Consider the following 21910-nt stretch of genomic DNA (forward strand, 5'->3'; position numbering starts at 1 on the left):
CCAACGACAGTGCCCGAACCGGCGCGTACAAGGAGTTACCGCATGATCGTCCGTCCGGTCAAAGTCAGCGACCTGCCAGCACTGATGACTCTGGTGCAACAGGCCGGCCCGGGGTTCACCACCCTCCCGGCCAATGAGGATCGCCTCGCCCACCGGGTGCGTTGGGCCCAGCGCGCGTTTTCCGGACAAGTGGAACGGGCCGACGCCGATTATCTGTTCGTGCTTGAAGATGACGACCTGCGGGTGGTCGGCGTCAGCGCCCTGACCGGCGCGGTAGGCCTGCGCGAGCCTTGGTACAACTACCGAGTCGGCCTGACCGTGAGTTCGGCACCGGATCTGGGCATTTCGCGGCAGATCCCCACACTGTTTCTCAATAACGAGCTGACCGGCCAGTCGGAACTGTGTTCTCTGTTCCTTCAGCATGAGCAACGCCATGGCAACAATGGCCGGCTGCTGTCGCTCGGGCGGCTCCTGTTCGTAGCCGAGTTTCCGCAACTGTTTGGCGAGAAGATGATCGCCGAACTGCGCGGCAGTGCCGATGAACTCGGCTGCTCGCCGTTCTGGGACAGTCTGGGCCGGCATTTCTTCCAGATGGACTTCAGCCATGCTGACCACTTATCGGGTCTGGGCAACAAGTCGTTCATCGCCGAACTGATGCCGCGCCAGCCGTTGTACACCTGCATGCTCACCGAACAGGCACAGGCGGCCATCGGCCAGGCGCATCCCAATACCGAGCCCGCGCTGAAGATCCTGCGCGAAGAAGGATTTGTGCATAAGGGCTACATCGACATCTTCGACGGTGGCCCGGTGATCGAAGCACCGATCGGCAACATTCGTACCGTGCGCGACAGCCTGGCGCTGACCCTGAGTCTCGGCACGCCGGACGATCAGGCACCGTTGTGGCTGATCCACAACCGGCGCCTGGAGAACTGCCGCATCACCGTGGCCCCCGGTCGTCTGGTCGGCAATACCCTGGTGGTCGATCGCCTCACCGCCAAGCGCCTGCAACTGCAACCGGGCAATTCGGTGCGCGCCGTGCTGCTGCCCAGGCAACAGCAACAGGCGGTAGCGGCCTGATCTGCGGTTTAGCCAGTGAAAATCCGCTGACTGCCGATGAAACCTTTCAGCCGCTGGATCCTTCATCAACGCCTCACTCGCAAATTCGTCATGAACCTTGACCCATTCGCGTGATAGCCTTTTCATTCTTCGGCGTTGACACCTTTGCTCAAGCCGTTCCATTCCTTTGTATTGGTGGAACTCGTATGACCAGGCTTTCCCATCAAGATTTGCGCCGTAACTTCCGTCAATTGCTGGCTTCCGACACCTGCTACCACACCGCCTCGGTGTTCGACCCGATGTCCGCGCGCATTGCCGCCGACCTGGGTTTTGAAGTGGGGATCCTCGGCGGCTCCGTGGCCTCGCTGCAGGTGCTGGGCGCCCCCGACTTTGCCCTGATCACCCTCAGCGAATTCGCCGAACAGGCCACCCGCATCGGCCGCGTTGCCCAGTTGCCAGTGATCGCCGACGCCGACCACGGTTACGGCAACGCCCTCAACGTGATGCGCACCATCGTCGAACTGGAACGCGCCGGCGTCGCCGCCCTGACCATCGAAGATACTCTGCTGCCGGCGCAATTCGGCCGTAAGTCCACCGACCTGATCTCGGTCGCCGAAGGCGTCGGCAAGATCCGCGCGGCGCTGGAAGCCCGGGTCGATTCGGAAATGGCAATCATCGCCCGCACCAATGCCGGGATTCTGCCGAATCAGGAAATCATCAGCCGCACCAAGCAGTATCAGGCCGCCGGTGCCGACGGCATCTGCATGGTCGGGGTGCAGGACTTCGATCAGCTCGAGCAAATCGCCGAACACCTGACGGTCCCGCTGATGCTGGTGACCTACGGCAACCCGGCGCTGCGCGACGACAAGCGCCTGGCCGAACTCGGCGTACGCGTGACCATCGATGGCCACGGCGCGTACTTCGCCGCGATCAAGGCCACCTACGACAGCCTGCGCGAACAACGCCAGATCTTCACCCAGGCCTCGGACCTGAGCGCCACCGAACTGACGCACACCTACACCCAGCCTGAGGATTACATCCTGTGGGCGAAGGAATACATGAGCGTCAAGGAATAATCTGCGGTCAGGTCTGGCCCCTTCGCGAGCAAGCCCGCTCCCACAGTGGATCTTCAGTGAACACAGCATTGGTGTTCGGCACAGATCCATTGTGGGAGCGGGCTTGCTCGCGAAGGCGTCAGTTGCAGCACCGCCAATCCGAGGAAGTCAGCGCTTGGCCAGTTCCATGATCATCCGCGACAACAGATAAATCCGCGGCGCCACGCTCGCCACTTCGGCGTATTCCTCAGGCGTATGGATATTGCCGCCGACAATCCCGAAACCGTCCAGCGTCGGCGTACCCACCCCGGCGGACAGGCTGGCATCCGCCGCCCCACCACTGCCCTCCTCGGTCAGCTTGCGGCCGATCTCGCCGTAAATTCCTTGCGCCATGGCCATCAAGCGATCCGACTCCGCCGTTTGCGGCATCGGTGGCAGTCCGCGTTTGAGGCTGGTGGTGACTTCGGTTTCGGCGATCAGCTTGTCCTGCGACACTCGCGCCAGGTCTTTCTCGATCCGGTCGAACTCTTCCGGCACCGCCGCACGCACGTCAGCCTTGGCGGTGGCGTGATCCGGGATCACGTTGGTGCGATCACCGGCCTGGAGCACGGTGAAGTTGATGGTGGTTTTCTTCGCTTCGTCGCCGAGTTTGCCCAGTTGCAGAATCTGGTGCGCCGCTTCCATCGCCGCGTTCCGCCCCAGTTCCGGCGCGACTCCGGCGTGCGCCGCCTTACCCTTGACCTCGACCAGCGCGGTCGCGCTGCCTTTGCGCCACACCACCAGTCCATCGGCCGGACGCCCAGGTTCGAGGTTGAGGGTCACGTCGTGAGCCTTGGCGGTTTTCTTGATCAGGTCGGTGGCGACGTCGGAACCGGTTTCCTCGCTGGCGTCGAGCAAAAAGGTGATTTGCGCGTAATCCTTGAAGTCGAGGTTCTTCAGAATTTTCAGCGCGTAGATCCCGGCGACGATGCCGCCCTTGTCGTCTATCACCCCCGGCCCGTAGGCGCGGCCGTCCTTGATGTGGAACGGGCGCTCGGCCGCGGAGCCTTCCTTGAACACCGTGTCCATGTGCGCCATCAAGAGGATTTTTGCCTTGCCGGTGCCTTTGAAGGTCGCCAGCACGTGGTTGGATTTTTCCGGGGTGTTGGGCACCAGTTCGATGGTGGCGCCGAGCTTCTTCAGCTCATCGATGGCGATCTCGCTGACTTGTTTCAGGCCCGGTTCATAACCGGAACCTGAGTCGATGTTGACCAGCCGTTCCAGCAGTTTCAGAGCTTCGGGTTGATACTGCTCGGCATCGGCCAGTACTTGCTTGTGCGGTTCGGCGAAGGCGCTGGCGGAGCTGAGGACGAGGGACAGGCCGAGGCTGGCGGCCAGCAGCGAGCGGGAAAATGAGAACGTCATGAATCGATCCTTGTTTCGCGTCGGGGGGGATTGAACCGTACCTGACATCGGCGCAAGGCTCTACACCGGATGCGACATCTCTGCGGCCGACACCGAACACCTGTAGGAGGAAATTGTGCTGGGCCGTCAGACCGAATCGAGCAGTTCCTGCTTCGGCAGATCATCACTGTTGCAGATCACCCGATTGCGCCCGCTCGCCTTGGCCTCGTACAGCGCCTGATCCGCATCATTGAGCCAACGGGTCGCGTCGCCGTGCGCCGGTTCGTAAGCCGCCAGACCAATGCTCAGACTGACCTTGAGTGCCGGGTTCTGCTCGTAACCCAAGGTGGCGAAACGCTCGCGCAAGGCTTCCATGGCCTGCGCGGCATTGAACAGCGGCAGGTCAGGCAGGATCACGCAAAACTCGTCGCCGCCATAGCGCCCGGCGACGTCCGCAGCGCGCAGGTTCTGCTTGAGCATTTTGCTCAACTGGCGCAGCACGATGTCACCCGCCACATGCCCGTAGGTGTCGTTGATCGCCTTGAAGTGATCGATGTCGATCAACGCGATCGCTGCGCCCTGCTGCTGCCGGCGGCAACGTTGAAAGGCGATTTCCAGTTGATCCTTCCACGCGCCGTGATTGAGCAGTCCGGTGAGGCTGTCGGTGCGACTCAGGGCCAGTAGCTCACGCTTGTGCAGGCCCAGCGTGTAGGCTTGGCGAAAGCAGATCCAGCCCAGCGCCAGCGGGTACAGCATCAGCAACGGCAGGCAGGCATAAAGCTGCAGAGGCGAGGTTTGCGGGATGAACGCCGGGGCGAAAACCACCAGGCCGACGCCGATACCAAGAACCTGCGCGGCAAGACCCGCCGCGAGAAAACGTAATCCGCCGATGGCGACGTTATTCATCGCCATCATCGAAATGGTGGTGGCACTGGGCAGCGGATTGAACTGCATGGCGGCGACCCAGAAGCCGCCCATAAAGGCGTCAACCAACAGATTGCGGTGTTCCGCATGGTAAGGAACGCTGGCACGACGGGCCCATTGAAACGCCAGGTGCGGCCAGAGCAGGCCATTGAACAGCATCAACGCCCAGACCCACAGCGGCGGGTCTAGCGGGTACATCGCCGCGCTCACGCACAGCAGCCCCAGCACCAGACCGAGGGTTCGCGATGTATAAAGCCTCCTGGCCAATGAAAGTCCCTTTCCCCCCTTGTTTCGCATAAGGGCCTCGACCACTCAACGGAACCTGCGAACACCGTCAGACGGATGTGCTGGAAGTCTAACAGGCAGCCGTTAAATAGCTATCACCGGCCAGCCGCTGAATACCGCGCCATCGCCGTCGCGCACAGCGCAAATTTTTAGCTATACCTGAAAGGACGAAAACGGAAAAACGACTATAAGAAGGAGGCCCATGCAGACCTACCGAGTGTTGATCATCGGCAGCGGATTTGGCGGCCAATGCGCGGCGGTCAACTTGCTCAAGGCCGGAATCGACGATTTTCGCTTGCTGGAAAGAAGGGACTTTTTCGGCGGCACCTGGTGCCAGAACACCTACCCCGGCGCGGCGGTGGATGTGCCGTCACCGCTGTACTCGTTGTCGTTTGCGCCATTTCCCTGGACGCAGATGTTCGCCGCCCAAGCCGAATTGCATCGCTATACCGAACACGTCATCGAGCGCTTCGGCCTGCGCGAGCGCGTGGAGTTGCAAACCAACGTCGAACGCATCGAATGGGACGACGCCGAACAGCGCTGGGCGGTGCACACCAGCAAAGGGATTTTCTACGCGCAGTTCGTGATCAACGCCTCCGGGCCGTTGAGCCAACCGGTGATCCCGCCCTTCCCCGGCCAGGATCGCTTTGAGGGCAAGACTTTTCATACCAACAATTGGGATCACAGCTACGACTACCGCGGTAAACGCGTGGCCATCGTCGGCAGCGGCGCCAGTGCCGCCCAGGTGATTCCGGCGATTGCCGCCGAAGTCGAGCAATTGCACGTGTTCCAGCGCACGCCGCATTGGGTGTTGCCGCGCGCCGATCGCACGTTCGGGCCTTTCCAGCGTTGGCTGCTGGGGGTGAAACCGGCTTACAAGCTGCTGCGCTGGCTGCTCTACTGGCAATTCGAAACCCGGGTCATCGCCTTCAAATATTCGAAACCGGCGATTCACCTGGTCCAGCGTCAGGCGCTGCGTTTTCTCAAGCAACAGGTGCCGGACCCGCTGTTGCGCGAAAAACTCACCCCGGACTTCACCATCGGTTGCAAGCGCATCCTGCTGTCCAGCACCTATTACCCGGCGCTGACCCGGCCCAACGTCACGTTGCACAGCCGTGAGCAAGGCATCGCCGAAATCGATGACACCGGGATCACCACCACGGACGGCCAGCACATCGACGTCGATCTGATCGTCTGGTCGACCGGCTACGACGCCACCGACGGCGTGGTCTCCTACCCGGTGACCGGCAGGCACGGCGTGCAACTCAAGGACGTCTGGGCGCAGTACCCACGCGCCTATCTGGGCACCAGCCTGCCGGACTTTCCCAACCTGTTTATCGTCACCGGGCCCAACACCGGCATCGGGCATACCTCGGCGCTGTTCATCATCGAAGCGCAGATGAACTACATCCTCGACTGCATCCACACCCTGCAGTCAAAAGGCCTGCGCAGCATCGAAGTGCGCCCCGCAGCGGAACGTACCTACACTGCAATGATCCACCGTGAGATGGAACGCACGGTGTGGAAGTCCGGCGGCTGTCACAGTTGGTATCAGAGCAAGAGCGGTCATGTGATCGCGATATTTCCGGGCTTCAGTTTCAGCTACTACCGGTTGACCCGGACGCTGAAACCGGCTGACCACATTCTGTCCTGAACACGTAAAAGGAAGACGTCGATGCTTGTGCTGTTTGTCGCTCTCGCGGTTTTCGTGGCCTGGAGCTGGTTGAGTTATCCAGCAATCGGCCATTGGTTGTACGACCTGAGCACGGCGCTCGAGGCCAAGTTGTACAAGTTGCACAAAATCGAGGTGCCGATTGCCGAAATGACCGTCTCGACCTGGCAGGGTGGTCCCTATGAAGCAGCCAGCGCGATCCTGATGCTGCACGGCTACAGCGCCGAGAAGAATCTGTGGCTGCGCTTCGCCAGGCATTTTGTCCGCCAGTACCGGGTGATCATTCCGGACATCGCCGGTCATGGGGAAACCGGGTTCAAGGCCGGTGGCGGCTACGACATTCCGTTGCAGGCCAAGCGCATGATCCAGCTGCTCGACGTCTGCGGCGTGGAGAAAGTCCACGTGATCGGCAACTCCATGGGTGGCTACATCGCAGCATGGCTGGCCGCAACTTACCCGGAGCGGATTGCCTCGGTGGCACTGATCGACCCGGCCGGCGTCACTGCACCGCAGGCCAGCGACATGGAGCGCCACCTCGCCCGTGGGCATAACCCGTTCCTGATCAACTCCCGGGAAGAGTTCCGCCAGTTTTATGCGATGACCATGGCCTCGCCGCCGTGGGTGCCCGGGCTGGTGCTGGACGCCATCGCCCAGCGATACGAACGCCAGCGTGATGAACTGGAAGAGATCTTCCGCGACTTTCGCGCCAGCCCACCCATGGAGCCGAAACTGGCCGAGATCAAATGCCCGGCGCTGCTGCTGTGGGGGCGCAAGGACCGCTTGATCGACGTCAGCAGCGTGCCGGTGTGGAGCAAGGGCATCGCCAATCTGCGGGTCGAAGTGTGGGATGGCGTCGGGCACATGCCGATGGTCGAACAACCGGGGAATACCGCGCGGTTGTATCGGGAGTTTCTGGGCAATCAGCGATGAGTCCCAACACTATCCTTGTGATGAGGGAATTTATTGTGGTGAGGGGATTCAGCGAAACGTCGCACCGCCCCGATGGGTTGCGCAGCAGCCCCAGTTCCAGCACTAAGCTGAATCAGACACACCGCATTCTCTGGGTTGGGGCTGCTGCGCAGCCATCGGGGATAAATCCCCTCACCACAGGTAATCACGTCCGCCGATGGGGTCGAAATGAACATTCTCTACGACGAACGCCTCGATGGCCCGCTACCGGAGGTGAACAAGGCCGAGTTGCTGAAAACCCTGCAGCGCGCCCTCCCGGACCTCGACCTGCTCTGGCGTGAAGACGAACTCAAGCCTTACGAATGCGACGGCCTCTCGGCCTATCGCACCACGCCGATGCTGGTCGCCCTGCCCCGACGGCTCGATCAGGTGCAGGCCCTGCTCAAGCTCTGCCATCAACACAACGTGCCGGTGGTGGCCCGGGGTGCTGGCACCGGGTTGTCGGGCGGTGCGCTGCCGCTGGAAAAAGGCCTGCTGCTGGTGATGGCGCGTTTCAATAATATTCTGCACATCGACCCGACGGCCCGTACCGCGCGGGTGCAACCTGGGGTGCGCAATCTGGCGATTTCCCAGGCGGCCGCGCCGTTCGGCCTGTATTACGCGCCGGATCCGTCGTCCCAGATCGCCTGCTCGATCGGCGGTAACGTCGCGGAAAACGCCGGTGGCGTGCATTGCCTCAAGTACGGCCTGACCGTGCACAACCTGCTGAAAATCGAAGTGCTGACCATCGAAGGCGAGCGCCTGACACTGGGCAGCGACGCCCTCGACGCGCCGGGTTTCGATTTGCTGGCGCTGTTTACCGGCTCCGAAGGATTGCTCGGGATCATCACCGAAGTCACGGTCAAATTGCTGCCCAAACCGCAGCTCGCCAAAGTCTTGCTGGCCAGTTTCGACTCGGTGGAAAAGGCTGGCCGCGCCGTGGCCGACATCATTGCCGCGGGGATCATTCCCGGGGGCCTGGAAATGATGGACAACCTGGCGATCCGCGCCGCCGAAGACTTCATTCACGCGGGTTACCCGGTCGATGCCGAGGCAATCCTGTTGTGCGAACTCGATGGCGTCGAAGCCGATGTCCACGACGATTGCCTGCGGGTGCGCGAGGTCATGCTCGAGGCCGGCGCCAGCGAAGTGCGTCAGGCCCGCGATGAAGCCGAGCGCGTGCGCTTCTGGGCCGGGCGCAAAAATGCCTTTCCGGCGATCGGCCGCTTGTCGCCGGACTACTATTGCATGGACGGCACCATCCCGCGCCGCGAGTTGCCCGGCGTGCTGCAAGGCATCGCCCGCCTCGGCGCCGAATACGGCTTGCGCGTGGCCAACGTGTTCCATGCCGGTGACGGCAACATGCATCCGTTGATCCTGTTCGACGCCAACCAGCCCGGCGAACTGCATCGCGCCGAAGCGTTGGGCGGGAAGATTCTGGAATTGTGCGTGCAGGTTGGCGGCAGCATCACCGGTGAACACGGGGTCGGCCGGGAGAAAATCAATCAGATGTGCGCGCAGTTCAACAGCGCTGAACTGACCCTGTTCCACGCGATAAAAGCCGCGTTCGACCCGCAAGGCTTGCTCAACCCCGGCAAGAATATCCCCACCCTGCATCGCTGCGCCGAGTTCGGTGCGATGCACATTCATGCCGGGCAACTGCCATTTCCCGAACTGGAGCGTTTCTGATGGCTGATTTCGACGCCAGCGACGCGCTGCTCGATCAGGTCAACCAGGCCCGGGCCAACGCCACACCGCTGAGAATTCAGGGCGGCAACAGCAAGGCGTTTCTCGGCCGCGAAGTGGCCGGTGAAGTGCTCGACGTCCGCGCGCATCGCGGCATCGTGCGCTATGAACCGACGGAACTGGTGGTCAGCGTGCGCGCCGGTACGCCGTTGCGCGAGCTGCTCGCGGCGCTCGACGCGGCCGGGCAGATGCTGCCCTGTGAGCCGCCGGCATTCGGTGACAGTGCCACCGTCGGCGGGATGATCGCCAGCGGACTGTCCGGGCCACGGCGGCCATGGTCAGGTTCGGTACGCGATTTTGTCCTCGGCACCCGGGTCATCACCGGCCTCGGCGAGCACTTGCGCTTCGGTGGCGAGGTGATGAAAAACGTCGCCGGCTACGACCTCTCGCGCCTATTGACCGGCAGTTTTGGTTGTCTTGGGGTGCTGACCGAAGTCTCGCTGAAAGTCCTGCCGAAACCGCGTCAATGCCTGAGCATCCGCCTCGATATCGATTGCGCACGGTCGCTGGCCAGGTTGGCCGAATGGGGCCAGCAACCGTTGCCGATCAGCGGCGCCTGCCATGACGGGCAAAGCCTGTATCTGCGCCTTGAGGGCGGCGAAGGCTCGGTCACCGCCGCGCATCAACGGCTCGGCGGCGAGCCGCTGGATTCGACGTTCTGGCGCGACTTGAACGAGCAACGCCTGAGCTTTTTCGACGAAGGACTGCCGCTGTGGCGCCTGTCGCTGCCGAACAATCTCGGGCCGCAGGACTTGCCCGGCCAGCAGTTGCTCGACTGGGCCGGCGCGCAACGCTGGCTGAAATCCGATCACCAACACATTCAAATCCTCGCCCAGGAACTCGGCGGCCACGCCACCAGCTTTACCCATGGTGCCAGCGACACACCGTTCCAGCCGCTAGCCCCGACGCTCATGCGTTATCACCGGCAACTCAAGGCGCAACTCGACCCGCAAGGGCTGTTCAACCCCGGCCGGATGTACGCGGAGTTCTAGCCATGCAAACCACCCTCAGCGAAGAGTCCCGACAACTGCCGCGCGCGGCCGAGGCGGAAAAAATCCTCCGTACCTGCGTGCATTGCGGTTTTTGCAACGCCACCTGCTCGACCTATCAGTTACTCGGCGATGAGCTTGACGGGCCGCGCGGGCGCATCTATCTGATCAAGCAAGTGCTTGAAGGCGCTCCCGCTACCGAGCAGACACAACTGCATCTGGATCGCTGCCTGTCCTGCCGCAACTGCGAAACCACCTGCCCTTCCGGTGTCGACTATCACAACCTGCTCGACATCGGCCGTGCAGTGGTCGATCAGGCGGTGCCGCGCCCCGCTGCCCAGCGCTTGTTACGCGAGGGTCTGCGCGCACTTGCGCCGAATCCCGGGGTGTTCAAGGGCTTGTTGCGGGTCGGCACGACGTTCCGGCCTTTGCTGCCGCGCCTGTTCGAAAGCAAATTGCCCCAGCGCTCGCCAGCGTCTGGCACACGCCCAGCGCCGCGCCATGCACGGCGGGTGCTGCTGCTCGAAGGCTGTGTGCAACCGGGCCTGTCGCCGAACACCAATGATGCGACGGCGCGGGTGCTCGATCGGTTGGGGATCAGCGTGACGCCGGTGGCCGAGGCCGGTTGCTGCGGCGCGCTGGACTATCACCTCGACGCCCAGGCCAAAGGCCTCGACCGCGCCCGGCAAAACATCGACGCCTGGTGGCCACACCTGCAAAACGGTGCCGAAGCGATCGTGCAGACGGCCAGCGGTTGCGGCGCGTTCATCAAGGATTATGGGCATCTGCTGGCGCAGGATCCGCGCTACGCCGACAAGGCGCGGCAGATCAGCGAACGGACGCTGGATCTGGTACAGATCCTGGCCCGGGAACCCTTGGAGAAACTGTGCGCCGCCAGCCAACGCCGGATCGCCGTGCATTGCCCCTGCACCTTGCAACATGCGCTGAAACTCGGCGGCGCGGTGGAAGCGCTGCTGACCCGGCTGGGCTTCAACCTCACGGCGGTGCCGGACGGGCATTTGTGCTGTGGTTCGGCCGGCACCTATTCGCTGACGCAACCGCCCCTTGCCCGGCAACTGCGCGACAACCGCCTCAATGCCTTGGAGAGCGATCGCCCGGACCTGATCGTCACCTCCAACATCGGTTGCCAGAATCATCTGGCCGGCGCCGGGCGCACCCAGGTTTTGCACTGGATCGAACTGGTGGATCAGTCGTTGGCAGAATGAAGTTCGTAGGATTCTTCGTTTGCCGCCGTCGGCGAAGGCTGCGATCTTTTCCTCCATCCAAACCGTGACCGTGGCAGGAATTTTTTTCATGACCGTGCAGCCTTTCGTCAGCCCCGACTTGATCCGCCAACGCTTCTCCAAAGCGATGTCCGACATGTACCGCGAAGAAGTGCCGTTGTACGGCGCGCTGATGGAACTGGTGGAACAGACCAATCGCGAAGTGCTGGCGGCTCAGCCGGACATCGCACGGCAGCTCGACAGCACCGGTGAAATCCAACGGCTGGACATGGAGCGCCACGGCGCGATTCGCGTCGGTACCGGCAAAGAGCTGGCGACCCTCGCCCGTTTGTTCGCGGTGATGGGCATGCAACCGGTGGGTTATTACGACCTGACCCCGGCGGGCGTGCCGGTGCACTCCACGGCGTTTCGCGCGGTGCATGAAGCGGCGCTGCAGGTCAGTCCGTTTCGGGTGTTCACTTCGTTGCTGCGTCTGGAACTGATCGAAGATCCCGAGCTGCGCGCGTTTGCTGAATCGGTACTGAATCAGCGTTCGATCTTTACCCCTACTGTTTTGCACCTGATCGAGCAGGCTGAGTCAGCGGGTGGGCTGAATGAGCCTGAAGCGGAGGAATTTGTCCTGCAGGCCCTGGAGAGCTTTCGCTGGCACCACAGCGCAACCGTCACCGCCGCGCAGTACCAGACCCTCAGCGCTCAGCACCGTCTGATCGCCGATGTGGTGGCGTTCAAAGGCCCGCACATCAATCACCTGACCCCGCGCACGCTGGACATCGACGGGGTTCAGGCGCAAATGCCGGTGCACGGCATCACCCCGAAAGCGGTGATCGAAGGGCCACCGCGTCGGCACTGCCCCATCCTGCTGCGCCAGACCAGTTTCAAAGCGCTGGATGAGCCGATCACTTTCACCGACCAGCACAACACCCGTGGCAGCCACAGCGCGCGCTTCGGCGAAATCGAACAACGCGGTGCGGCGCTGACTCCCAAGGGGCGAGCGCTGTATGACCGTTTGCTGAATGCCGCCCGCGATGAACTCGGTGACTTCCCCAACGAAGGTAACGCCGCACGCTACAACGAGCTGATGACCCAGCACTTTGGCGAGTTTCCTGACAGCGTCGAAGGCATGCGCGAACAGGAGCTAGCGTATTTTCGCTACTTCCCTACCGAAAAAGGCCTGACAGCGGGTAGCCTCACGTCGGCATCGCTGGAGGATTTGCTCCGCGAGGGTCATGTGAAAGCTGAACCCTTGGTGTACGAAGATTTCCTGCCGGTGAGTGCGGCGGGGATTTTTCAGTCGAACCTTGGAGATGCAGCGCAGACGCACTATGGCGAACACTCGAACCGTCAGGCGTTTGAACAGGCCTTGGGGCGTGCGACCATTGATGAGCTGGGGCTGTATGCCGAGACGCAGCGGCGTTCAATCGAGGAGTGTGCCCAGGTTTTGGGCCTGAAACCGCTCTGACTGTGGCGAGGGAGCTGGCTCCCGCTGGGTTGCGAAGCGGCCCTCGTTTTGGGAGCGCTGCGCACTCCAGCGGGAGCAAGCTCCCTCGCCACAGAATCAAATGTTGCTTCTAGCACAACCGCGACGACAAGACGCAACGCTCGACGCTGGCCCTTGGCCTTACTGCGCAACTTCTTGCGCACTTGATCGGTGAAAAAGGCGACTCATCGCGCTGCAGGCCTTGACTGGCGTGGCTTACAGCCAAGTGCGCAACTTCTTGCGCAGTACTGCGCAAGAAGTTGCGCACTTTCCCTCTCGATTCAGCAAAAAACATCGGCTAAACCGCACGCCAGAGCCACTCCACCCCCGGTTGCCGGGACCTTCGACAAACCTGGCACGCTCCTTGATAACAGTCAGGCACCCACCGGGCGATTTCGCCTCCCGGGCACCCTAAATTTATCCGCAAGGAGAGCACCCCATGGCAACACCAGCGTACATGTCGGTTACCGGCGAAAAACAAGGCCTGATCACTGCCGGCGCCTTCACCGCCGACTCCGTTGGCAACACCTACCAGGAAGGCCACGAAGACCAAGTCATGGTTCAGGCGTTCAGCCACGACGTGATCATCCCGCGTGACCCACAATCCGGTCAGCCAACCGGTCAGCGCGTTCACAAGCCAGTGATCATCACCAAGGTCTACGACAAGGCTTCGCCTCTGCTGCAAGCTGCTCTGACCTCCGGCGAGCGCATGAGCGAAATCGTTATCCAGTGGTACCGTACTTCTGCTCAAGGTACTCAAGAGCACTACTACACCACCAAACTGGAAGACGCGATCATCGTCGCCATCAACAACAAAATGCACAACTGCCAGGATCCAGGCAACTCGCACTTCACCCACCTGGAAGAAGTGCAGTTCACCTACCGTAAAATCACCTGGACCCACGAAGTATCCGGTACTTCGGGTTCCGATGACTGGCGTGCTCCAGTCGTTTAATTACGGCTGATCGTTACAAGCATCGACCAGCCCTGCTGGTCGATGTTGTTTACGCCCCTCCAGAATTTCGCGTACGTTGAGCCGCTTTTTTTGCGGCCGTCGACGAGCGCCGCTGTACAGCACGAGGAACAAGGGATGTTCGCGCCGGCCAATGAAACCCACTTTGCCCTGACCATCGAAGGGCTCTCCGCCGATTTTCAGGTATTTACCCTGACCGGCCGGGAAGCCATCAGCCAGCCTTTTGTGTTTGAGGTGGAGCTGGTCAGTGAGCAGCCGTCGCTGGACCTCGAAACCCTGCTGCACAAACCGGCCTTTCTGCAGCTGTCGCCCGATGGCAGCGGCATCCACGGCCAGATCTATCGCGCCGCGCAAGGCGATTCCGGCAAGCGCCTGACGCGCTATTCGGTGACCCTGCGCCCGCAACTGTCGTACCTGGCGCACCGCGTCAACCAACGGATCTTCCAGAACCTCACGGTGCCGAAAATCATCGGCATGGTTCTCGAAGAGCACGGCATTCAAAGCAACGCCTACGAATTCAAGACCGGTTCGATCTATCCCGAGCGCATCTACTGCGTGCAATACGATGAATCGGACCTGCATTTCATCCAGCGCCTGTGCGAGGAAGAAGGTATTCACTACCACTTCCAGCACAGCGCTACAGCGCACAAGCTCGTCTTCGGCGATGACCAGACGGTGTTCCCGAAACTCAAGCCTGTGGCCTACCAGCAAGACTCCGGCATGGTCGCCAGCAACCCGGTGATCAAGCGTTTCGACCTGCGCCTGGAAACCCGCACCAGCCGCACCACGCGCCGCGATTACGACTTCGAAAAACCACGCCTGACGCTGGAAAGCGAAAACCGCGGCGACGCCCTTCCCGACCTCGAAGACTACGATTACCCGGGCCGGTTCATCGACCGCGAGCGCGGCAAACACCTGGCCAAACGCGCCCTCGAACGCCACCGCAGCGACTTCCAGCTCGCCGAAGGCAAGAGCGATCAGCCGCTGCTGGTCAGCGGCCATTTCCTCGCCCTGACCGAACACCCGAAAGCCAAATGGAACGACCTGTGGCTACTCACCGAAGTCCTGCACGAAGGCAAACAGCCGCAAGTGCTGGAAGAGTCGGTGACCAGCGACACCACTGCCCTTAAAGACGATTTCCATCAGGGCTATCGCAACCGCTTCCAGGCGACCCCGTGGGACGTGCCGAACCGTCCACCGCTGCGCCACCCGAAACCGCGCATCCTCGGTAGCCAGAGCGCAGTGGTTACCGGCCCGAAAGGCGAAGAGATCCACTGCGACCAGTACGGCCGGGTCAAAGTCCAGTTCCACTGGGACCGCGAAGGCCAGGCCGACGACAAGACCAGTTGCTGGCTGCGCGTCTCCAGCGCCTGGGCCGGCGCCCAGTACGGCGGCATCGCCATCCCGCGCATCGGCATGGAAGTGCTGGTCACCTTCCTTGAGGGCGACCCCGATCAACCGCTGATCAGCGGCTGCCTGTACCACAAGGAAAACACCGTCCCGTATGAGCTGCCGGCAAACAAGACCCGTAGCACCTTCAAGACCCTGAGCTCGATGGGTGGCGGCGGTTACAACGAACTGCGCATCGAAGACAAAAAAGGTCAGGAGCAGATCTTCCTCCACGCCCAGCGCGACTGGGACGAGAACATCGAGCACGACCAGAAGATCCGCGTCGGCAACGAACGCCACGACACCGTCGAGCAGAACAGCTACACGGAATTCAAAGCCGAAGAACATCACACCGTCTACGAAGACCGCAAAGTCGAAGCCCGCGCCAACGACCACCTGACCGTGGGCGTCAACCAGCACATCAAGATCGGCACCGGCCAGTTCATTGATGCCGGCCAGGAAATCCACCTCAGCAGCGGAATGAAAGTCGTGCTCGAAGCCGGCGCCGAGTTGACTCTGGTCGGCGGCGGCAGCTTCATCAAGATCGACGCCGGCGGCGTGACCATGAGCGGCCCGACGATCAACATCAACTCCGGCGGCAGCCCCGGCAGCGGCACCGGGGCCGCCCCGCTGATGCCCGGCGTGCTGAAACAGGCCGACGCCGACAAGGCCGGCCAGGTCCTGACCCCGGCCCAGATCAACACCCTCAAACGTAACGCGCCGTTCTGCGAAGAATGCGAAAAATGCAAGGCAGGTGCCTGTGCCATCTGATCGACTGACACCCAAGGACTGGCTGGCACAACAGCCGCTGCAGAGTGGCGAGCGCCTGTACCTGATCGTCAGCGCAGCAAGCGATGCCGACGCGCTGAAAACCCTGTACCTGACCGAACCCACCGCCCAGCTCCTGCCAATCTGGGGCGGCACGCCCTACTCCACTTGGCAACCAGTGATGCCCTACGTCACCGAACTCAAACCGAACTCGGCATTCCTGCCGTGGATCGCCGAAACCGACGCCCTCGACTGGGGCTGGCTGGCCGTCTCACGCGCCGAACCGAACGAGGTGTTCGAGCACCTGCGCAGCCTGACGCAGGTGAAGATGCCCGACGGGACTGAGGTGTTTTTCCGGTTCTGGGATGGGCGGCATATCTACCCGATTCTGAAGGGGCTTGGGGAGAAGGCTGGGGAAGTACTGCCGGTGTTTGAGCGGTATCTGATTAATGAGCAAACGCTGGAGGTTGGGACGCGGGTGTTGCCGAAGGTGAAGGATTGGCCGTGGTGGGAGGTGCCGAAGGATTTGCTGGATGGCTTAGCCAAGGACAACCCGACGACACTGATCAGCAACCTTATGCAGTGGCTGGAAGAAGACCGCCCGGACATTTACAACGCTTGGCCTGAGAACAACCTGAAGCTGAAAGTCAGCCGTTTCGTGCGCCGCCCGGATGCGCCGAAAAACCTTAAAGAAGCACTGTTAAACCACCTGATTCTGGAGCAAGGCTGATGGATCGCGTTGCCTTTGTTGATAAACAACTCTCTACCTTCCCGGACAGTTTGAAGGACTACCGAGAACTGACTGAAAGCAAATATGCGGAATGGCTGGACAAGGGGCCTCAATTTCTCGATAGACCAGCATTTTTTGGGTTGAGCAGATCCATCAAGCTCGGGAGCGCGAACGCTACTGTCAGTGTGAAAGACGATGAGTTCGAATCCACGGTTGCACAGTGCCCCAAGGATGGCAGACTGCTGATCGAAAGTAAGTTTGTCTCCGTCAACGACATTCCCGTTGGCAATATAACGGTCGAGGTCACTCCCAAAGAAGGCGGCACAGCAACTTCTATCACTCTCGATGCTGATGGAAAAGGTGTTTACAAGGGCGTACCAGGAAAAAAATACTTCGTTCGGGTACAAAGCTCAGTAACAAAAAATCAGCTAAATCAGCTATTTAGCTCCTACGACGGGTTCACCGCACAGTTAAAAGACTGGCTCGACTTAGAATGGAGAAAATACAGACCACTTTGGCCGAAGGAAACACTTGCCTCCCCCTACCTCGCCCAGATGAAGGGAACGCTCATTGGAAGTTGGGAGGCGATCAAGGCAGCATTTGACGGCATTAAGCGAATCTTTGAGATCCTGAAGGATCCGAAACAATTCGCAAAGGAATTGGGAGAAAGCGCGAGCGATTTGTTGAGACTAGCGAAAGAAACACCAGCGATGATGGAAAAGCTGATGTTGCTAGCCAGCGACCAAGCGGCACTTTTTCTTATTCTGAAGGCGTCAGGAATCTGGCTACTACAACTCCCTCCCAGCGTAATATCCGGAAAAACCGCAGAACAAATATCCAGCGCCATCGTAACTATTTTAATAGATATTCTTCTGGCGATCGTTCTCACGTTCGCTGCAGAGGGCTCAGGTATTGCCTACCTCGGCGTGCGCTTGGTTAACTACGGTGCAAGAGTTATCGAAGCTGTCTCTGGGTTTGTAAAATCCATATTCAGTATTGTTAAAAAGTTCATGGAAGCGATCGAGCACTACAAAAAACTCGCTACAAGGGCGATCGCTGGGACTTTTGAAAAGGGCAAGGTCAAACTTGGCTGGGACCGACAAGACCATGCAAAAGTTGGCAGTTCAGAGCATGTTGATGACAAATCAAAACAGTCAACCAACCACGACGATAAAAACGTCGCCTGCACCAGGGAAACTTGTGTTAACGGCTGCCCAGTATCGATGGTTACAGGGGAGGAACTGCTAACGCTTACTGACGGCCAGTTAAATGGACTGTTTCCATTCGAATGGACCCGCCTATATCGTACTAGCGCAGCAGAAGTAGACTGTGGACTAGGCTACGGGTGGAGTCACGCTCTTGCGCAGCGAGTCCAAGTGAATGACGACGGGATTGTCTGGACAGATCATGAAAATCGCATCACCAACTTTCCGCTTCCTAGCGAACAACGGTCAGCAATAACCAATAGCCTAGCAAAAGCGGCTATCTTTATTGGTGATGATCCATCTGAACTCATTCTGACCCAGGCAGGCGAGCGCCCGCTGTTCTATCACTTCAGGTACAACAGCGAAGGCGCAACACTTATTGCAATTACTGACCGGTATCGTAATCGGCTTCATATTACTCGCGATATTCATGGACGAATCAAACGTGTAGATAACGGTGCGGGACGAGCATTATTAATTCGCTATAATCGCAAGCATATTGTATCTGTCGATTATCAGCAGTTCATCCCTGCAGACAACCTGGAAGATGCTTGGGCCACCATTCAAACACTTGTCACTTATCGATACGACGAGCACAGTCGCCTCGTGGAAGCGAAAAACGCCGCGGGTGAAAGTGAGCTTTATTCCTATAACCACCAAAACGTAATTCTCGAAAGGCAACTAGCTGGTGGTGCGAGCTTCTTCTGGGAATGGGAGAACGAAGGAAAATCCTCTCGATGCATCCATCATTGGGCAAACTTTACACAGATGGATGCCCGCTATACTTGGGACGATAATGGAAGCGTCACTGTTACTAACGCTGATGGCAGTGAGGAAATCTACACTCATGACGATCACGCCAGACTCATCAGCAAAGTCGAACCGGGTGGAGCGGAACACAGCAACATCTACGACGAAAAGGGCCGTCTTGTTGCCGAAAAGAATCCATTAGGCGCAATCACGGAATACCAGTACAACGACGCGGGTCGATTGGAAGCAGTAATTCCGCCAGAGGACACACCTACACTTTACGACTACAAATTCGGCTTTGTGTCCGAAGTTCGTCGTGGCGATGCGATCTGGAAATATATACGAAACAAACAAGGTGATATCACTCAACAAATTGATCCCGACGGTAATTCAACGTATTACTCTTACGATGATCAAGGTCGTCTTTTAGAGATTCTAAACCAGGATGGCAGCCGCCATAGGTTAGGTTGGAACAACCTCGGCGAATTGCTTGAAGAGCAGTTACCGGATGGTGGGAAACGTAAATACCGTTACGATGCACTTGGGCGGCAAATCACTCGCCAAGATGAAACGGGCGCCATTACTCAATACCAATGGGATGCCGTTGACCGTCTGATTCAGGTGATCCTACCCGGTGGCGCCAGCCGTGCCTTCACCTATAACCCGTATGGTCGCGTCACCGCCGAGCGAGACGAACTTGGGCGCATTACCCAGTACGAATATGCTGACAACCTGCATCTTGTCAGTCGTCGCATCAATCCGGACGGCAGCCAACTGCGCTACCGCTACGACAATGCGGGACTGCTGCTTACCGAAATAGAGAACGAGCGCGGCGAGCAATATCACCTCGACTACTACGCCAACGGCCTGATCCAACAGGAAACCGGCTTCGACGGTCGTCGCACTGCCTACGAGTACGACCTCAACAGCCAGTTGGTCAAGAAAACCGAATTCGGCGATGACGGCAGCGAACTCGTTACCGAATACCAGCGCGATGCTTCTGGCCGCCTGTTGGTAAAAATCCTCGCCGATGGCGAAGAGATTCACTACAGCTACGACGGACTGGGTCGTCTGGTAAATGTCGACGACGGCAATTGGCCACTCGCCTACGAATACGATGTGCAAGATCGCCTGATCACTGAACACCAAGGCTGGGGCACCACACGTTACGAATATGACAGCGTCGGCCAACTGAACCACTGCCGCCTGCCCGATGGCAGCAAACTTGACTACCGTCACCTGCCCGGCGGACGTCTGAGCAGCATCGACCTCAATGGCTCTCGCCTGACCGCTCACCAGTTCAGCGCCGGACGCGAACAGCAACGCCAACAAGGTCTGCTGCTCAGCCAATACCAGTACGATGAGCAGGGTCGCTTGCAAGCCCACACAGTCGGCCAGCGAGACAAGAACCTGTTTCAGCGTCGATACAACTACGACGCCAACGGCAATCTCGCCGGTATCGATGACAGCCGCAAAGGCAAGCGCAGCTACCACTACGACCCGCTCGACCGACTCATCAGCGTGCGCGGCGCCACACCGGAAAGCTTCGCCCATGATCCGGCCGGTAACCTGCTGGGTCAAAACAACGAAGGCACAGCGAACCTGGCCAACGTCAAAGGCAACCGCCTGCTGATGCAGGGCGACCGCCATTACGACTACGATGCCTACGGCAACCTGATCCGCGAACGCCGTGGTGCCGGCCAGAAACTCGTCACCGAATACCGCTACGACTGCCAGCACCGCCTCATCGGCGTCAGCCTGCCGGGCGGCAGTACCGCATCCTACAAATACGACGCCTTTGGTCGCCGTATCGAAAAAACCGTCGACGGCCACACTACCGAGTTTCTGTGGCAAGGCGAACGATTGATCGCTGAAAGCGCGGAAAACCGCTACCGCAGCTACATTTACGAACCTGGCAGCTTCCGCCCTCTGGCAATGCTCGACGGCGAAGGTCCACGCAAAGCTACGCCGTTCTACTATCAGCTTGATCACCTCGGCACGCCGCAAGAACTCACAGATTACAGCGGCGAGATCATGTGGTCGGCGAAGTACCGCGCCTACGGTAATCTCGCCGCGCTGGACGTCAGCGAGATTGATAATCCGCTGCGCTTCCAAGGTCAGTACTTCGATGCCGAGACGGGGTTACATTACAACCGGCACCGCTACTACAATCCGGGTACTGGGCGTTTTTTGACGCCGGATCCGATCAAGCTCGCGGGTGGGTTGAACAACTATCAGTACGTGCCTAATCCTACGGGTTGGGTGGATCCGCTTGGTCTGAGTACTTGTCCAGGCGGCGAGAATTGTACGCCTGGAGTGGGGGCTGACGATGCTGCAACAAAACCACAAGTAAATGAGGGCGATCAAAAAGCACCTGAGACAGGAGGCGCAGCTCGAGCTGCTCAATACTCTGCAAATTGGCCTAAAGCAAATTTAAATAATGCTGTGGAAAAATTCGCCGGCAACAATCCTATAATCAGCACCACTGATAAGGGTAAGAAAATATACAAAAACCCTCAAAACGGAGTAGAAGTAGTAGAAGACATGAATGGAAACTATTTTAGAGTTTACGACCCCTCACTTCCCGGAAAACGTAAATATCTGAACCTTGACGGAATTGTACCTAGCAACAAAACGCTTCCGAACGGAAAGCAAACAGGCAGATCGCAAAGCGAATACAACGAAGTTACGCACTTTAACAAGGAACCATAGAAGTGAAAACAATTTCAGTGCCAGTAACCGTGGAAGCAATGAATCGATTAGACTTTGATGAATGTTTACCGGGAGATCTGGAAGAAATTTTTCTTTCCGAAGATGAATTCTCAACCCTTGTAAAGACCGGAGCAATTGAAAAAATCAACTCAACACTAGGAATACTTATAGACGAGTACGAAGACGAAAAAATACAAGGAATCTCAGAATTACAAACATCTCTCAACATATTTCAAGAAGCATTAAAAACCACCAACACTGAAATAATAAACAAAATCTTAAAGCTTAATGAATCAGCAATAAAACATAATACTGGATTGTTTTTTTACTTCTGAGTTTTTCCCAGAAATATATAAACTGATAAAAACTACAAATCCATATTTAATACTCAACTCAAAGAATATCGAAAAAAACCACTCTTTATTCGATAAAATGGCAACTCAATATAACTGAATGACATAAACACATAAACACTTTCAATTTATAAAAAATAATGGATTTCTATTTCTGGTGAAATCACTCACCAAGAAACTGAGCATACCTATACTGCTTCAGCTTGCCACTTTTTGATCAAAAGGGATTGAACGCCTTCCCTTTGGCCTTC

15 protein-coding genes are annotated in these 21910 nt (G+C 58.7%); 13 read left to right on the forward strand and 2 right to left on the reverse strand.

Annotated elements, in window-relative coordinates; genetic code table 11:
- Positions 1 to 42: 42 nt before the first annotated feature.
- The gene (gene astA, locus HDC30_RS03395) at positions 43 to 1077 is read left to right on the forward strand and encodes an arginine N-succinyltransferase (RefSeq protein ID WP_027611635.1); all 1035 of its coding nucleotides are present in this window, start codon (positions 43 to 45) and stop codon (positions 1075 to 1077) included.
- A 185-nt stretch (positions 1078 to 1262) separates the two neighbouring features.
- On the forward strand, positions 1263 to 2132 hold the full coding sequence (locus tag HDC30_RS03400; protein WP_007968750.1) for an oxaloacetate decarboxylase: 870 nt from the start codon (positions 1263 to 1265) through the stop codon (positions 2130 to 2132).
- A 147-nt stretch (positions 2133 to 2279) separates the two neighbouring features.
- Here HDC30_RS03400 and HDC30_RS03405 read toward each other — a convergent pair whose 3' ends face one another.
- Positions 2280 to 3515, reverse strand: a complete 1236-nt coding sequence (locus HDC30_RS03405) for a M20/M25/M40 family metallo-hydrolase (protein WP_183780782.1) — start codon at positions 3513 to 3515, stop codon at positions 2280 to 2282.
- Between the two features lie 126 nt (positions 3516 to 3641).
- Positions 3642 to 4715 (reverse strand): diguanylate cyclase, encoded by a 1074-nt coding sequence (locus HDC30_RS03410; RefSeq protein ID WP_139054630.1) that lies wholly within the window; start codon positions 4713 to 4715, stop codon positions 3642 to 3644.
- A 190-nt stretch (positions 4716 to 4905) separates the two neighbouring features.
- Between HDC30_RS03410 and HDC30_RS03415 the strand changes: the two genes are divergently transcribed.
- The 11 genes from HDC30_RS03415 (at position 4906) to HDC30_RS03465 (ending at position 21641) form a co-directional block, all read left to right on the forward strand.
- Positions 4906 to 6357 carry an NAD(P)/FAD-dependent oxidoreductase gene (locus HDC30_RS03415; protein WP_183780785.1) on the forward strand — a complete coding sequence of 484 codons (1452 nt, stop codon included), beginning with the start codon at positions 4906 to 4908 and terminating at the stop codon, positions 6355 to 6357.
- 21 nt (positions 6358 to 6378) lie between these two features.
- On the forward strand, positions 6379 to 7305 hold the full coding sequence (locus HDC30_RS03420) for an alpha/beta fold hydrolase (RefSeq protein ID WP_139054628.1): 927 nt from the start codon (positions 6379 to 6381) through the stop codon (positions 7303 to 7305).
- 207 nt (positions 7306 to 7512) lie between these two features.
- Entirely contained in the window at positions 7513 to 9012 is a 1500-nt protein-coding gene (glcD, locus tag HDC30_RS03425) for a glycolate oxidase subunit GlcD (RefSeq protein WP_183780789.1), read from the forward strand.
- A complete protein-coding gene (glcE, locus tag HDC30_RS03430) occupies positions 9012 to 10061 on the forward strand; it encodes a glycolate oxidase subunit GlcE (protein ID WP_183780792.1) in 1050 nt (349 codons plus the stop codon). The genes glcD and glcE overlap by 1 nt, the downstream gene beginning before the upstream one ends.
- A gap of 2 nt (positions 10062 to 10063) precedes the next feature.
- Positions 10064 to 11284, forward strand: a complete 1221-nt coding sequence (glcF, locus tag HDC30_RS03435; protein ID WP_183780796.1) for a glycolate oxidase subunit GlcF — start codon at positions 10064 to 10066, stop codon at positions 11282 to 11284.
- A gap of 88 nt (positions 11285 to 11372) precedes the next feature.
- On the forward strand, positions 11373 to 12761 hold the full coding sequence (locus tag HDC30_RS03440; RefSeq protein ID WP_183780799.1) for a VOC family protein: 1389 nt from the start codon (positions 11373 to 11375) through the stop codon (positions 12759 to 12761).
- Between the two features lie 457 nt (positions 12762 to 13218).
- Entirely contained in the window at positions 13219 to 13734 is a 516-nt protein-coding gene (locus HDC30_RS03445) for an Hcp family type VI secretion system effector (RefSeq protein ID WP_003226246.1), read from the forward strand.
- Between the two features lie 135 nt (positions 13735 to 13869).
- Positions 13870 to 15912 carry a type VI secretion system tip protein TssI/VgrG gene (gene tssI, locus HDC30_RS03450; protein WP_103367668.1) on the forward strand — a complete coding sequence of 681 codons (2043 nt, stop codon included), beginning with the start codon at positions 13870 to 13872 and terminating at the stop codon, positions 15910 to 15912.
- Positions 15902 to 16639, forward strand: coding sequence for a DUF4123 domain-containing protein (locus HDC30_RS03455; RefSeq protein WP_183780802.1), 738 nt, complete (start codon positions 15902 to 15904; stop codon positions 16637 to 16639). Before tssI ends, HDC30_RS03455 begins: the two co-directional genes overlap by 11 nt.
- Positions 16639 to 21306 carry an RHS repeat-associated core domain-containing protein gene (locus HDC30_RS03460; protein WP_097088784.1) on the forward strand — a complete coding sequence of 1556 codons (4668 nt, stop codon included), beginning with the start codon at positions 16639 to 16641 and terminating at the stop codon, positions 21304 to 21306. Before HDC30_RS03455 ends, HDC30_RS03460 begins: the two co-directional genes overlap by 1 nt.
- Positions 21307 to 21308: 2 nt before the next feature.
- Complete coding sequence (locus HDC30_RS03465; protein WP_045122541.1) at positions 21309 to 21641, forward strand: hypothetical protein; 333 nt, start codon at positions 21309 to 21311, stop codon at positions 21639 to 21641.
- Positions 21642 to 21910: the final 269 nt, after the last annotated feature.

Source organism: Pseudomonas sp. JAI115, from assembly GCF_014200835.1.
Lineage (GTDB): Bacteria > Pseudomonadota > Gammaproteobacteria > Pseudomonadales > Pseudomonadaceae > Aquipseudomonas > Aquipseudomonas putida_A.

What these genes read in the sequence shown, in the direction of transcription:
- HDC30_RS03420 (WP_139054628.1), top strand. Translation starts at nt 6,379, where the DNA reads ATGCTTGTGCTGTTTGTCGCTCTCGCGGTTTTCGTGGCCTGGAGCTGG.
- HDC30_RS03445 (WP_003226246.1), top strand. Translation starts at nt 13,219, where the DNA reads ATGGCAACACCAGCGTACATGTCGGTTACCGGCGAAAAACAAGGCCTG.
- astA (WP_027611635.1), top strand. Translation starts at nt 43, where the DNA reads ATGATCGTCCGTCCGGTCAAAGTCAGCGACCTGCCAGCACTGATGACT.
- HDC30_RS03460 (WP_097088784.1), top strand. Translation starts at nt 16,639, where the DNA reads ATGGATCGCGTTGCCTTTGTTGATAAACAACTCTCTACCTTCCCGGAC.
- tssI (WP_103367668.1), top strand. Translation starts at nt 13,870, where the DNA reads ATGTTCGCGCCGGCCAATGAAACCCACTTTGCCCTGACCATCGAAGGG.
- glcE (WP_183780792.1), top strand. Translation starts at nt 9,012, where the DNA reads ATGGCTGATTTCGACGCCAGCGACGCGCTGCTCGATCAGGTCAACCAG.
- glcD (WP_183780789.1), top strand. Translation starts at nt 7,513, where the DNA reads ATGAACATTCTCTACGACGAACGCCTCGATGGCCCGCTACCGGAGGTG.
- HDC30_RS03415 (WP_183780785.1), top strand. Translation starts at nt 4,906, where the DNA reads ATGCAGACCTACCGAGTGTTGATCATCGGCAGCGGATTTGGCGGCCAA.
- HDC30_RS03410 (WP_139054630.1), bottom strand. Translation starts at nt 4,715, where the DNA reads ATGCGAAACAAGGGGGGAAAGGGACTTTCATTGGCCAGGAGGCTTTAT.
- HDC30_RS03405 (WP_183780782.1), bottom strand. Translation starts at nt 3,515, where the DNA reads ATGACGTTCTCATTTTCCCGCTCGCTGCTGGCCGCCAGCCTCGGCCTG.
- glcF (WP_183780796.1), top strand. Translation starts at nt 10,064, where the DNA reads ATGCAAACCACCCTCAGCGAAGAGTCCCGACAACTGCCGCGCGCGGCC.
- HDC30_RS03440 (WP_183780799.1), top strand. Translation starts at nt 11,373, where the DNA reads ATGACCGTGCAGCCTTTCGTCAGCCCCGACTTGATCCGCCAACGCTTC.
- HDC30_RS03400 (WP_007968750.1), top strand. Translation starts at nt 1,263, where the DNA reads ATGACCAGGCTTTCCCATCAAGATTTGCGCCGTAACTTCCGTCAATTG.